Raw genomic sequence first — 14496 nt, forward strand, 5'->3', positions numbered from 1 at the left:
ATTGAAGTAACGGGCAGGATAATTCGATATTGAGTTTATTCGCGGAATATTTGAATACGACTAGCCAAAAGATAAACTTTTAAAGGGGAGGAAATATCTTCGTTGGAGGAAATAGTCAAATGAGAACACATATCTTGGAAACATCGGCAGGTATGACGCTTAAGCAAGTGTTTAAGGATGAAGAAATCAACGAACGAATTGTCTTACTGCCTGATGATTTGATGCTGGGTCCACTTGGCAATATATTTTTGAAGGATGTTCAAGAACAGCGTTTGCAATGGTGGGAACGGATTTTTAGCGAGGAAGATAAACGAATTTACATGGATTTTCTCCATGAGTCATATCAGAATTTTAATCATTGGATACAGGATATTACCGATAAGGATTCGCTATTGTTTTGGGTTGGGGACAGCGTCACAGAATATACAGGAATGATGTGTTTGTTAGCTTATCTTCCTGATTCCATTCCAGTATCAGTCATTATGGCGTCTTCGGCTTACTATAAAAGATACGGAGGCTTCAAACCATTCTCCGCTGGGGAAATTACACCGGGTAAAATGCTGCCGCTGTTAGAGGAAGCAAAATCCCTTTCTCCACGGGTTAGAGAGAAATACGTAAACAACTGGATGCAACTCCTCAAGGATGACGGCATTCTCCGAATTCGTAAAAACCGTCAAATTGAGATGGTTTCGGAAGATTATTTTGATGAACTGATTCTAGCCCTTGCGAAAAAAATTAGTCACCAAAAGATGTATCGTAATAGTAATGGATTTTTCCCGGCTATGAGGTTGGTCGGCGAAGTCGTGGGACGTTCAAAACAAAAAATTATTGATACCTTTATTGAATGGCGACTAAGATGTCTAATTCAAAGTGGTCATCTCGCCTATGAGGGTTCCCTAACGTCAATGAGGCTTTATAAAATTAAGCCTGCTACCGATTGAACTAACGGATTACAAGAGCTTCATGAAGCAGGCTGCCAGCAACGGCAGCCTGCTGAATTATCGGGAGCATAGTTTAAGCAAAGCTGTGGGCCTGAAGGTACCACAACCTTATCTATTCTTTAAGAATAGAGATGGGACCGCAAATCGGGTGTTGACCTGGAGGCGGCTCCAGCCTCTAGAATAATAATATCCGGAGTAGGGAGAGGTGGCGATCAGATGTATTCGATCGGGCAAGCGGCCGAGTTGACGGGTTTCAGCATCGATACGCTCAGGTATTACGAGAAGATCGGCTTGACGAAGCCGCCCGAGAGAGGGCCGGGGGGCCTGAGGTCGTATAGTGAGGAAGACGTGCGGATGCTTTCTTCCTTGCACTGCCTGAAAAAGACGGGTTTGTCGCTAGAAGAAATGAAGGAGTTTCTGCAGGAAGGACAATGCTTCGCGAATCCTGCTTTCCCGCTAAGCGCCGAGGACAGGGAGGTTATCGCGAGCCGATCGAAAATTCTCTCGGAGCATCTGGCCAGAATGGAGGCTCAGTATTTAGCGCTGGCGAGCGTAATCGGGCAGACGAGAGAGAAGTTGGATTTCTACAATGGGATATTGGAAAAGGAGGCGGCGATAAAATGAAAATCGCTTCGATTGGTTCTGGGAATATGGGCGGGACATTAGGCAAAAGATGGGCCGCTCTTGGGCATCGTGTGATGTTTGGCTCGCGGGATCCGCATAGCGAGAAGATGAAGCTCTTGCTGCAGGTTGCGGGCGCTAACGCGCAGGCTAGCACGATCAAGGAAGCGGTCGCGTTCGGCGAGGCGATCCTGCTGGCCGTGCTGCCCGGTGATGTGGAGAGCGCGCTGGCCGAGGCGGGGGATCTGGACGGCAAGATACTCATTAACTGCACCAACCGATACGACGGTGCGTCCGCGGACGTAGAGGTGCGGCGTCTTGCTCGGAATGCGCGCGTCGTCCGCGCTTTTCACACACTGCCCTGGGAAGTGCTCGCGAACCCACGGTATGAAGCGGGCACCGCGACAGCTTTCTTGAGCGGGGATGACCCCGCAGCAGTGGCAGCTGTCGCCAATTTGGCAACCGATATCGGGCTCGATCCGGTAGACGTTGGCGGCCCGGACGCTATGGCGAAGGCAGAGACGGCGATCGGGACGATTTGGAGCGTACTCGCTCCCAAGTTCGGGCGGGAATACAGTCTAAGCGTACTAAGACGTTAGGGGCAGGAAGTTGATGCCATCCGGTGCAAACGGCGTTGTCTGATCTTTTGATGTATGGCCGTGAAGGCGTTTAAATAAACGTTGTTGTAAACGTAGATTCTAACTCAGCGAATCCCTATTCTAGGGTTACTATGCTAACGGAGTACAAGAGCTCAATAAATATCAAGAGAAGGCTGCCGAGAACAATGAATCGGTGGCCTTCTCCGTTAACTGGCAGGATAGCGGGGCGATCACTACTTCTGGAATAAAGCTTTTCCTTGCCTTTCTACCCAATCCTCAAATTTCATAAGTTCTGGGTGCAAATTACGCAGTAGTTTAAAATCTACTTCGTATCCTTCACCATTTAACCATTCGTATAAATCGGCTAATGTTTCATTACTTTTCCGAAGAGTCTCAATAGGAAGATGAACATAGCTAATGGGACGACCGGTTGACTTAGCAATTGCTGCGGCGATATTGGGCGGAGTCACCGGCGATTTCGATAGTCTTTCCCAAAAATACATCCGGATGCCTGAAGGAAGTTTTTACGAAAACGCCAATGTCTTCGACAGCAATAAGTTTGACAGGAATATCTGGTTTAGTCGCTTCTGTTAACGTACCATTCTGAATCCCAAACAATGGATTAGCGTAATTTTCCATGAAACCGGACGGTCGCAATATTGTTGCAGGAAGACCCAATTTTTTTATATATTTTTCGATTTCCCACTTGGCGAGATAACGAAAGCGAGCCTGTTTGTCTGCACCGCTAACCGATGAATAAACAAAGTGGCGAACTTCTGCAGCTTTCGCCGCATCGGCAACGTTTTTACCCATTCGTATTTCTTTTTCGGTAGCTGCATCGCTCGGATTCCATTCAGGAGGCTGCACACTGAAAACTCCGTACACTCCTCGCATAGCAGCATCTAATGAAATGCGATTCTCCATGTCCCCCTGGAAAAGTTGTGCTCCAGCCTGAGCTATGGTTTGGGCTGTTTGGCTTGATGGGTCCCGGGTTAATGCTCGCACTTTCCAACCGTCTGCAAGTAATTGTCTCATAGCTGCACCACCTTGCTGACCAGTAGCTCCAATCACTAAAATGCTCCTATTCAAATCAGACATAAACTTCCTCCTAAATGAATTGGTTTGGGCGTGAGTAAAGCAATATAGCATCTGATAAGCCCTGTTGAAATTGTATTTCATGCATTATAATTTTTTAAGGAGGCACTTTTTTTAGTTCTACTAACAAAATGTAATTAGGTTTATTATGAAAGAGTGTGATTGTATGAGGGGAAATGTTGAGCAAAAATGTTTTGTCGCGGTTAATGAGGCATTACAGGTGACAGCCGGAGATGATTGAGAAACGATTGGCGGGAGTTCCCTTCCCATGAGCAGATCGGCCAAAGCGACTGCGGGCGCGTCATTTCTGCTTTCGCGAATGAGTTGGCCGCTGTCTTCTTCCGGCGTTTCGCTAAAGAAATGTGATTTTTCATTAAAAGTTGTAAATGTTTCACATTAAGTTGTAATTCTTGTTTCAAAATATGTCGCGAACTATTTATGCACCCAATGCATATCCATACAATTAATCTGGGATCATGTTGATTGTACTTTTTTTAAACAGGTACATTAATGGTAAGAATATGTTTGGATCATCAGTAGAACGAACGATTGCTTCTTTTCATTAGAATTGTAACAAAACAAATAGGGTCAGGCACCTTGAAAATGCCGGACCCTTTTGTTGTTAATTGGGGTAGAGAATCAGTTGATGCCATTGTTAAATCGCCCACCATTAATATCCCCAGATGAGTCGGAAGTTGGTTATCTCCATAGACCGGCCCCACCGCGAACTGTATGGAAGTTAAGAATCTTGACTTAAAATATCCTCGGCTCGGTCTGGCTTCCTTGAACATACTTCGATGGAGGCTTGGTTATTTGCTACGGTTTTGCGGTCTCCACCCAGCTCTTTGGTTCGAGGTGGTTAACCGAGTAAGATTTGGGCCGATATCTCAACGGAGAGATGCCGGTCCACCGCTTGAACTGTCGGCTGAAATGGCTCTGCGAAGAAAAGCCGAGCAGCTCCGAAATCATCTGGATCTTCAAATCGGTATGAAGCAGCAAATATTTTGCATGCTGCAGTTTTTTATTCGTCATATACTGCCGAGGGGAAATCTTGTACACCTTTGTAAACAGCTTATGGCACTGTACCCGACTTATGCAAAGCTGCTTAGCGATCATATTAATGGAAATATTGGGTATATGTAAGTTCTCCGAGATATATCGTTCGATTCGATGAGCGGTTTCCACCTCGTATAACGAGTTTTCTTGTCGAGTTATTTGGCGCGGCTCCGAATTATGAAGTTGAACTTCGATGATTTCACTCAGAACCGTTAGAATAATTGCTTGCAAACGGAACCTTTCTTTTACGAGAATGGTACTTTCGACTTCTCGTGGAAAACCGGTGGATGATGTCATAGCCAGGATTTTGTTCATAATTAATTCATCTAAATCCTCGATTTGACGGGTTAAACCCACACGTGGAAGTTGGCTGTTGTTCCATTTTTTCACGTTTTGGGTTTGAAGCCATTGGCGAAAGTCAAGATCATCGATGTCGAAATGAATGGAAAGGTAAATATAGTTGCTAGGACCAGAATTGACAGCATGATGACGCATGCCGGGCGGAATGACTAACCAATCCCCGCGGCCGAAGGCAATGGAGCGATCCTCGATATATTGGACCGCGCTGCCGTCGTAGCAATACAGGATTTCGAACATTTTGTGATAATGGTCGGGATATGTCCATCCGGGTTCCGCTACTCGGAAATGAAAGCCAATGACCTGCAATGTGCTTGTAAAATCCGGGAAACAGACTTTGTATGCCAAAGCAGCTTACCCCCTATCATGGTTTGCCGTTATTATATCAAGGAAGTCTTCTCTAGTAACACTGGTTATTACAAATGGTCAAAAAAAGGAATGAAATCGTTATGTCATTTGGACAAGAGAGACGGTAGAATAAAAGCAGCTTTTCTGTATGCGCTTTCAAAAACGGGAATTACGGAGTCGGAAGGAGGCGAGTCGACTTTTACGCTTTGTTTGTTTACATGTTATACAAAACTTCAATTCGATCAGGGAAAGGAGTGTAGTTTGTGAGAAAGTTCTGGAATATCGCTCTGTCGTCTCTGCTACTAGCAGCTCTCTTGACTCCATGTTTAACCAGAACAGAAGCGGCCGCATCTTTGACTGGTAATGCAGAAGGAAGCACTCTTACTTCGATGGAAAGTCCCTACAAATTCAACTTTACTAATCAAGAAAAACCAGGGTATAAGTCTGTCACCTATGATTTGTTAAAAGGTGGTGCCCCGCTGTATAACTCTTCTGTCGGATATGGTTTTGTTAATGAGACCAGCGCTATGCCGTCCAGGGAAGTTCATACCGCTACCATTACTTCGGATGGAACGGGCTTTTACATTACGGAGCCTGTTTTCTATGCAGAACCGAATTACGAGAAAGTTAATTATAATAATTACGGCATGGCCTTCCGTATTCAAGCCCCTCCCGGTGCTTACAGCGTGTATGTGAAAACGACTTCCGACGCTGCAGACACGATCGTTTCGGTATCGGGAATGGAGACCAGCCGTCTGCTGAGAGGCGGGTCATGGGATGCAGCCAAGCTGGTGCCCAAAAAGTATATCGCAACCGCGCGCGGCAAGGAGTGGACCTATACGTATGTAAACGGACGGGACTATCTGGATATTGAAATTGAGCCGAACAAAATCAATACTCCCGTCGGTGTTGAGGAAATTGTTCTGCAGCCGATCCCGCCGCAACAGCGAGAGGATGGAAGTCTTCCGACGATATTCATACTCGGAGATTCAACGGTCAAATCCTACACCTTCGACGAAACTCCAATGAGTGGCTGGGGCCAAGTCATCGACGCCATGTTTAATCCGGACAAAGTGAATGTGATTAACTATTCCATGGGCGGGCGTTCGTTCAAGAACGCTTACACGGAGGGGCGATTTAATGATATTTTAATGAGCGGCAGTATCGGGGATTATGTGTTCATTCAGTTCGGACATAATGATGAGAGCACAGATGAGTTCAGGCGTTTTGGCAGAGGGTCGACAGAATCGATGTATGAAACCTATATTAAAGAAATCTACCTTCCTGCAATCCGCGAAAGGGGCATGATCCCTGTCCTGATAACTCCGATGTCAAGAGTCAGAGGCAATGCGGCTCCGGGATATGTCTACACCAATTCTTTTATAAACCGAAAGTTTCCCGACATTATGAAAAGGTCGGCCGAAGAATCAGGAGTGACACTTATCGATCTTAATTCGGAGAGCGTAAAGTTTTATAACGAGATCGGAGTGGAAGCGACGACAGCCGTCGTCATGTCCATTGAAGCGGGGGAAACTCCCGGCAAGACGAACAGCGGAAGCTACGCTAACGGTCATCCGTCCAAAAAGATTGACGGGACTCACTATAAAGAAGCGTTGGCCAAACAATTCGCCCGGATCATTGTTACCGAACTCGTGAAAAAAGTGAAAGCCGGCGATTCCACAGCAGCTGCGATCGCTTCTTATCTTAAAGCGGATGTTAGGGTTGCAGCCTTATCAGGAGACTGGTCGAAGATTTTTCCCGAAATGGCCGGCGATACAACGACCGGTGAAGGTGCTTATTACCGCAATCAGATTGAGAAGTTGATTCAGCTGGGAGTTATGAGCAAGGATCCTCTCGGAAACTTTAATCCGGATGAGGAGATGACCGTTGGCGAATTCATTCGATGTATTTCCAAGCTGATGAATTTGGAAAAATCGACATTCGCCGACTACCCGAATGGGGAGCTTTCTAGGGAAATAATGGGCGCTATTCTGGTTGACGCGTATCATGCGAAGTTCACCAGTAAACCGAAGTACATGACCGATTATAACGGAACAGCTGTGGTACCCGGTGACCCGGATTATGATCCGTATATGGACCCGGGTTCCAGAGGCGCGATGTACTATCCTCTTGTTTCCTGGCAGCAGTTAATGGATACCGCGCAAATCGCACCCCACTTGGCTTCTAAAGTTAAGGAAGCCTATGAATTGGGCCTGATCCGTTCCGAGAAAGGAATTGCCAGGGGACAAATGGTTAACGGCACAGAGCTTGAACCGAAAGTGGCAGTAACCCGAGAGAAAGCTGCTAAAGCCCTGTACTTCATGTGGGTTCTCCAGCAGGCTGTAAAAGCTGAAAACGACGTTTCATCGCTAAAATAGGTGTGTTTAAGCGTGATTGAGATCTTAGGATCTTGAAGTGCAGAGCAAAGGTGAACAAATAAAAGCGCTTACAATCCATCCAGAAAGTGAAGGAGCAGCTTATGAGAAAAGGAATACCGGTAATTGTCTTTTTGCTCTTGTTCTCATTGATTCAGTTGGGAAGTTCCTTGACTGCGACTAAGGTGTCTGCGGAACTGGCGGACACGATTGTTCCGGGTCCGCCCGGCGCACCGGTTGAGCTTGCGGCCACACCCAGAAACAGCCAAGCGGATATAAGCTGGGCACCGCCCGGATTCGGCAACGGCAGAGCGATTCTATACGTCGGAACCGGTACGGACTCGGACCGTATTGCGATGGAACACTTTACATCCCTGGGATTCACCGTAACGTTCGCGGAGGATCGGACCGTCACTTCCGCCGATGCAGGGAGCAACGATCTGGTATTTGTTAGTGAATCCTCCAGTTCGTCCTATATTGCTGACAAATTCAAAAATTCGACGGTGCCCGTCGTCTATTCCGAGCCGTATGCGCTGGACGACGCAGGTCTCAGTAAGGCGAATGAAGGAGACTTTGGCAATATCGCGGGCCAAACCTCGGTTGTCATTCAGGACAGCGCTCATCCGCTTGCTGCCGGATTAAGCGGAGTAGTTGACGTCTATACGCAAGCGGGAAAAATCAATTACGGAACGCCGGGCGAGTCGGCGGTTATTATTGCGACTGCTGCAGGCAATGAGAGTCAGGCGGTTATTTTCGGTTATGAGCAAGGCGCGAGCAACGTTAACGGAGAGCCGATCCTCGCACGGCAAGTTTCCACCTTTCTGTTCGCCGGTCAGGAAGCCGTGATGACGGCAGAGGGCTGGACGCTTATCGATGCCGCGGTCAAATGGGCGATCGGGCTGGAGGGCAGCTCCGAAACTTCGGTGGATGCAAATAAGGTCAATTCGTATAAAATTTACCGGAGCACCAATCCGGAAGGTCCTTATACGATGGTTGCCGAGGTAGCGGATACCAAGTACCGTGATTTCGGACTGGATAACGGTCTGACTTATTATTATAAGGTCACTTCCGTCAGTGCAGGCGGGGAAAGTGTGCCATCTGCGACGGTTAGTGTCATGCCGATGGCGCCGTTAAACGCCCCGACCGGCTTGACCTCCGAAAGTGGTGACGGCCAGACGACGATTCGTTGGAACCCGGTCGCCGGAGCCGAATCCTATGATGTGAAGCGCAGTACAGAAAATGGCATAAACTATGAGATGGTTGCCGGCGGTGTAACGGGAACCGAATTTACAGATGTTACGGTCAGTAACGGGGTTAGGTATTACTATGTCGTATCTGCCGCAAGTCCGGCGACCGCAAGTGCCAATTCTGCCTCCGTTCAAATTGTCCCTGCACCCGGTAACGGAGCGCCTTCGATTCCGCAAGGGATAGAAGCGATTGCCGGAGACGCCCAAGTGATCTTGACTTGGCAAGAGACGAGCGGAGCAATATATTATACCATCAAACGCGGAGCCTTCAACAGCGGTCAATATGAGACCATCGCCTCCCATATCTATGGTACAAGCTATCAGGATGTGGGTTTGGATAATGGCACAACATATGATTATGTGATTTCGGCAGTGAACGCTCAGGGAGAAAGCTATCCATCCGAACCGATTGCGGTTACGCCGGCGGATGTCGTGGTTGTCGCGAAAGACGGGACGGGTGATTTTACAACGGTGCAAGCGGCAGTGGATGCGGCTCCGAACTACAGTAAGAAACGCCATGTTATTTATATCAAAAACGGCGTATACCGCGAGAAGCTGAATGTTCCGAGCAGCAAGACTAATCTGAGTTTCATAGGCGAGAGCCGGGAAGGCACGGTATTGGTCTATAACGACAACGCCAACACGCTCGGTCCTGACGGAACTCCGCTGGGTACGTCCAAAAGCTCGAGTCTCTTTATTTATCCTACCGATTTTATTGCGAAAAATGTAACGATCCAGAATGATTCCGGCCAGGGTACGAGTCAAGCCGTTGCCGCTTATATCAGAGGCGATCGCGCTTACTTCGACCATGTCCGTTTCCTCGGTTACCAGGATACGTTGTTCACCAATAATGGCAGACATTATTATAGTAACTGCTTTATTGAAGGGGATGTCGATTTTATATTCGGTCAATCTACTGCGGTGTTCGACCGTTGCCAAATCAACAGCAAACGCAACGGAGGAATGCTGACGGCCGCAAGTACGCCGGAGGATATACCGTACGGGTACGTGTTCCTGAACTCGGAGATTACCTCTGACGCAGGGATCCAGAACGTTTATTTCGGAAGGCCTTGGCGTCCGTATGCTTCCGTGGCATTCATCGATACGATGATCGATTCGTCAATCGCACCGTACGGCTGGAATAATTGGAATAATCCGGAAAACGAGAAAACAGCCAGATACTCAGAGTATAACAGCCGAGGTCCGGGGGCGAATCCCAAAGCGCGGGCCGGCTGGTCGAAGCAGCTTACGCCGGAGGAAGCAAGTCAGTACACGGTACAAAATGTGTTAAAGGGCAATGATAACTGGAACCCGCTGCGGATCGGCATCATTCCGTTAAGCGATGTATCCGCCCCTGTATTAACACTCGATCCTTTGGATACTCTCGTGAACAATCCCACATTCACCGTATCGGGACGAGTCAACAAGCAAGCAGTCATGACGATGAACGGCCAGCATATCGAGTTGGCTTCCGATCTTACCTTCCGCACAACGGTGGAACTGGAGCCGGGAGACAATATCATTGCCGTTCAAGCGACAGATCCCTCAAGCAACATAACGGTTGCCGTTTCATTGCGTGTCGTCTTTGACAATACCGCTCCTGTCATTATGTTGGATAACCCGGAAGGAGAGAAAGTCGATAATAGCTATACTACGTCTTCCAATCCTTATCCGGTTTCAGGCCGATTAAGTGAAGCGAGTACGGTGTGGGTCAATGGCGAGGAAATCAAAGTATCCGGAGATTTGACTTTCGCAACGAAAGTCAGTTTGCAACAAGGGAAAAATACAATCACGGTGTCCGCTATGGATTTGGCTGGCAATGCCGCCGAACCGGTTACGTTTTATGTCGCTCTGAAAAGCAACAGCGTGCCGGAAGGGCCTGTGCAAATGGTTGGAGCAGCAGCAACGGACGCTCATACGATTGAAGTCACCTTTAATAGCAAACTCAATCACTTTGACGAAGCCGATTTTCAATTGCTGTCGGCGATGGGAAGCTGGGAGTCACTCAGTCCCGGTCTTACTCCAAATCTGACTGTCAACGAGGTGAGCACCCGGGTGAACAAAAGCGGACAGACGGTTGCCGTCTTCCGTATACAAGAAACATTGAACCCGGATGCCACAATCCAGCGGGAGATCGCAGAGGATCCGCATAATATTCCATATTTGTCATACTCATACTATACCAGCGACGCGGCGAAAAACATTCAGCAAGCCGATTATCTTCTGAGCTGGCAGTTGGACAACGGCGCCTGGTTCAAAAATATGCAGGAAAAGTATGGCCGGGCCTGGGACGGCCAGGAAGCGAAGTCCGACTGGTATTCCAGTGAGAATGGCTATATCGGCACCATCGACAATGACGCTACGACCAATGAAATTCTTTTTCTTGCCGTCATGTACAAAGAGACTGGGGACGAACGGTACAGGGCTTCCGTACTCAGGGGACTTGACTATTTGCTGGAAGCGCAGTATCCGAGCGGAGGGTGGCCGCAAGCCTATCCGGCCAGAGGCAACTATTCCGATTATGTCACTTTTAACGACAACGCAATGATTCGGGTTATGAATGTGTTAACGATGGTATCCAAGAAGCAATATCCGTTTAATTCCGATTTGGCGCCGGATGCGCTCATTGTGCGGATTAATGAAGCTTTGGGCGCTGGTCTGGATTATATTTTGAAATCCCAGATCAAGGTTGACGGCAATCTGACCGCCTGGTGCGCGCAGCATGATCCAGTCACTTATGTACCCATGGGAGCCCGTTCTTACGAACATCCGTCGATTTCGGGCTCCGAGTCTGTAGGTATCGTGAAATATTTAATGGCTTTGCCGAACCCGTCTCCGGAGGTGCAAGCAGCTATTGACGGCGCTTTGCAGTGGCTTGATCAGGTCAAGCTGGAAGGAATAAAATATGTACACCGTGATCCGCAAGGACAATACTTCTATGAGGATCCGTTAAGCACGACATGGTACCGGTTTTACCAAATCGGCACCAATCTTCCGATATTCTCGGGGCGCGATGGCGTGATCAAACATAACATTCTCGAAATTGAGCAAGAAAGAAGAGACGGTTACCGCTGGGCGGGCGAATGGCCGAAAAAACTGCTGGAGGTAGCCCGTACGACCGGTTACTACGAAAATCGCGTTTACATTAAAGTAATTGGCAACAACTCAAGCAACTTAGCCGGTGAAACATTGGAAATCGGCCAATTGATCAGGGTCGAAGCATAGGAGAGAGGGAGAAGCGCAGCAGGGTTAACGATATTCTCGATTTGTCAAAAATTGATCGAAAGATGGACCTCAATTTCGTCTTTATAGTTACCTAGATGGATGAAACTACCGGCTACAATACTAAATACGGCTGCCACGGAGCAGCCGTTTTTTCGTGTACGGGTGAAAGTCCCGAACGGCGGCTATCGAACGCCTACCGTCACCAAACTGTATACCGCTGATTACCGGTGGGTTCGATGTTAACACTCCTGTAGGGGGCTCTGATTCGGCTTACAGGTGAAAAATGGCATGTAGTATTATCCGCGGTTTCAGAAGGCATGCATCCTGCTCAACTGGTTATTGATGTTAGGGACTCATGATGTCAAAAAAATATTTTATTGCAGATCGAAGAAATCCTGAAATAACATTGCGATATTCCAAATCATCTTTGAAATCCGGACAAGGGAATTGGTTGAAGGAAGAAAAGTCAAAAGTAAGTTCCACATGAAAAGATCAAGCCAATTTTAATTAGGCTTGGTCTTTTTGTCATCATCCGGTATATCCAAGAAAATTATAAGGAAGGAACCTTAAATAACGGAGGGTAGAAGAAGTGTTATTAAAGATGCTGCAGCTTTCTGAATTGGTTGGGACTGATCTGTTCAAGCTTTCTAAAGACGGAGCTGAAATAGTTAGCATCTTCAAAACCGGCCATCAGAGCAATTTCTTTTATTTGTATATGAGGATTTTGCAACAGGAGTTCCTTGCTTTTCTTTATACGAACGGAATTGATATATTGAAAAATTCTTATATTCGTTGTTCTTTTAAAAACCGTACATAAGTGCTGTGGTGTGACGCCAATGACATCAGCCATATCCTCTAGCGTGAGAGGTTTATCAAAGTTTTGTTCAATATAATTGAATAATGGTTTGAGTCTGAAATATTGGTTGGATGCACTATGATTTGGATTGATCGAAGCGTATTGCACAATGTTTGTAAGAAGCGAGTATATGATGCTGGAGTATTTGATGCTAATTAAAGTATAGTCCAATTCGTCGGCGTCCAATAAGCTTCGAAATATGGAAAGAAAAATATCGGGTCTGGATAAATACAAAGCTCCGGCTGTTTTGATCCCGGCCGCATGTTTCAGAAAATGTTCTACTTGATGACCGTCGAAGACAATCCAATCCACAATCCAGGTTGGACTGATGGCATAATACTCACTGGGTATCCCTTTAAAAAGGAGCATAGCCGTACCTTCTTTAACTCGAAAGGTTTTTCCATCCGTGAGCAATTCGCCTTCGCCTTTAACGCATTGAATCCACTGGTAGAAGTATCCATTTGGCTGCACGATATGTTCCTGATCCCAATCACATGCCGCATCGATAAGATAAAACGGAAGTTGTTTATCAGATTCTGTTACGACAGGGAAAAGTCTTTTCATTGTATCACCTTAATATTTTAATGTTCTGCTTAAGATCGTCAGATTGATGAGTGTTTTTGAGTGGTTGTATAATTAAATATAACAATATACAAAGGATAGTACCAGAGTGAAAATGTAAAATTCGGCAAAGGCAGTGATGGAAATGATATACAGAGTTGAGACAAAAATGATGGATGGCTGGGAGTTTACATTAAAAAAGCCGGAAGATCAAAACTTCAAGCCAGTTAAGCTTCCTCACGATTGGGCCATTCATGCTCCAATCAATAAAGACATGAGGCAGGGAGCGGATCAAGGATTTAGAGACCGTTGGGGGATCGGGTGGTACAGACGAAATCTTGGTTTTGAAGAGATCAAAGCGGATTATGTTTACCAGCTGCAATTTGACGGCGTTTATGAGAACAGTACGGTATGGGTGAATGGTGAAGAAGTTGGCGGCCAGAAGTACGGTTACTCCAGATTTACGCTGGATATTACAAACTTCATTCATGAAGGAGACAATCAGATCCTGGTCAAGGTGGACAACACTTCTTTTCCCGCAGACAGATGGTATTCCGGGGCAGGGATATACAGAACCGTCAAGTTGCTTGAATTATATAAGAGTCACCTCAATCCGGAAGACATTCAAGTGAAAACCGCCATTCAGGGCAATACCGGCGTTATTACCATTATGACCGGAGTCTCCTCCTTGGTAAAAGCATGTATATTGGATGAAAATGCGCGTTANAATACCGGCGTTATTACCATTATGACCGGAGTCTCCTCCTTGGTAAAAGCATGTATATTGGATGAAAATGCGCGTTATACGGGTGAATCTGAAGACGGAATGATCTGTATCGAAATGCCCAATGTAAAGTTATGGTGTCCTGAACAGCCTCATTTGTATTCATTGGAATTGTCCCTTTATGAAGGGGATGAAATCGTCGACACGGTTGGACTCAGAATTGGTATCAGAGAAATCAACATGGTTCCCGGTAAAGGGATGTTTCTCAATGGCAAAATGACAAAGGTAAAGGGGCTATGTATCCACCAGGACGCAGGCTGTCTGGGAATTGCCGTACCGCCGGAAATCTGGAGAGAGCGGCTTGCAAAGTTTAAAGAAATTGGATGCAATGCCGTTCGTACGTCACACCACATCTTTGCATCGGAATTCCTGGATCTATGTGATGAAATGGGATTTCTTGTCTATGAGGAACCGTTTGACAAATGGACAGG

10 protein-coding genes are annotated in these 14496 nt (G+C 46.8%); 7 read left to right on the forward strand and 3 right to left on the reverse strand.

Annotation, left to right across the window (positions count from 1 at the left end):
• The first annotated feature begins 119 nt into the window (after positions 1-119).
• The 3 genes from JET16_RS11470 (at position 120) to JET16_RS11480 (ending at position 2161) form a co-directional block, all read left to right on the forward strand.
• Entirely contained in the window at positions 120-941 is an 822-nt protein-coding gene (locus JET16_RS11470; protein WP_199616011.1) for a DUF1835 domain-containing protein, read from the forward strand.
• A 216-nt stretch (positions 942-1157) separates the two neighbouring features.
• Positions 1158-1565, forward strand: coding sequence for a MerR family transcriptional regulator (locus JET16_RS11475; RefSeq protein WP_199616013.1), 408 nt, complete (start codon positions 1158-1160; stop codon positions 1563-1565).
• A complete protein-coding gene (locus JET16_RS11480) occupies positions 1562-2161 on the forward strand; it encodes an NADPH-dependent F420 reductase (protein ID WP_199616015.1) in 600 nt (199 codons plus the stop codon). Before JET16_RS11475 ends, JET16_RS11480 begins: the two co-directional genes overlap by 4 nt.
• A 435-nt stretch (positions 2162-2596) precedes the next feature.
• Here the strand turns inward: JET16_RS11480 and JET16_RS11485 are convergent, their stop codons facing one another.
• A complete protein-coding gene (locus tag JET16_RS11485; RefSeq protein WP_233531409.1) occupies positions 2597-3259 on the reverse strand; it encodes an NmrA/HSCARG family protein in 663 nt (220 codons plus the stop codon).
• Between the two features lie 234 nt (positions 3260-3493).
• On the opposite strand from JET16_RS11485, the gene JET16_RS30570 reads away from it, so the two are divergent.
• Positions 3494-3622, forward strand: a complete 129-nt coding sequence (locus JET16_RS30570; RefSeq protein ID WP_267908681.1) for a hypothetical protein — start codon at positions 3494-3496, stop codon at positions 3620-3622.
• Between the two features lie 450 nt (positions 3623-4072).
• On the opposite strand, the gene JET16_RS11490 is transcribed toward JET16_RS30570, so the two are convergent.
• Entirely contained in the window at positions 4073-5017 is a 945-nt protein-coding gene (locus JET16_RS11490; protein WP_199616017.1) for an AraC family transcriptional regulator, read from the reverse strand.
• A 527-nt stretch (positions 5018-5544) separates the two neighbouring features.
• On the opposite strand from JET16_RS11490, the gene JET16_RS11495 reads away from it, so the two are divergent.
• Both JET16_RS11495 and pelA read left to right on the forward strand, forming a co-directional pair.
• The gene (locus JET16_RS11495) at positions 5545-7395 is read left to right on the forward strand and encodes a GDSL-type esterase/lipase family protein (RefSeq protein WP_233531410.1); all 1851 of its coding nucleotides are present in this window, start codon (positions 5545-5547) and stop codon (positions 7393-7395) included.
• 101 nt (positions 7396-7496) lie between these two features.
• Positions 7497-11864, forward strand: coding sequence for a pectate lyase (gene pelA, locus JET16_RS11500; protein WP_199616021.1), 4368 nt, complete (start codon positions 7497-7499; stop codon positions 11862-11864).
• A 595-nt stretch (positions 11865-12459) separates the two neighbouring features.
• Here the strand turns inward: pelA and JET16_RS11505 are convergent.
• Entirely contained in the window at positions 12460-13284 is an 825-nt protein-coding gene (locus tag JET16_RS11505) for an AraC family transcriptional regulator (protein WP_199616023.1), read from the reverse strand.
• Between the two features lie 271 nt (positions 13285-13555).
• On the opposite strand from JET16_RS11505, the gene JET16_RS11510 reads away from it, so the two are divergent.
• A partial coding sequence (locus tag JET16_RS11510; protein WP_456093981.1) for a glycoside hydrolase family 2 protein occupies positions 13556-14496 on the forward strand: 941 nt, incomplete at its 3' end.

The organism is Paenibacillus alkalitolerans, assembly GCF_016482785.1.
Lineage (GTDB): Bacteria > Bacillota > Bacilli > Paenibacillales > YIM-B00363 > Paenibacillus_AE > Paenibacillus_AE alkalitolerans.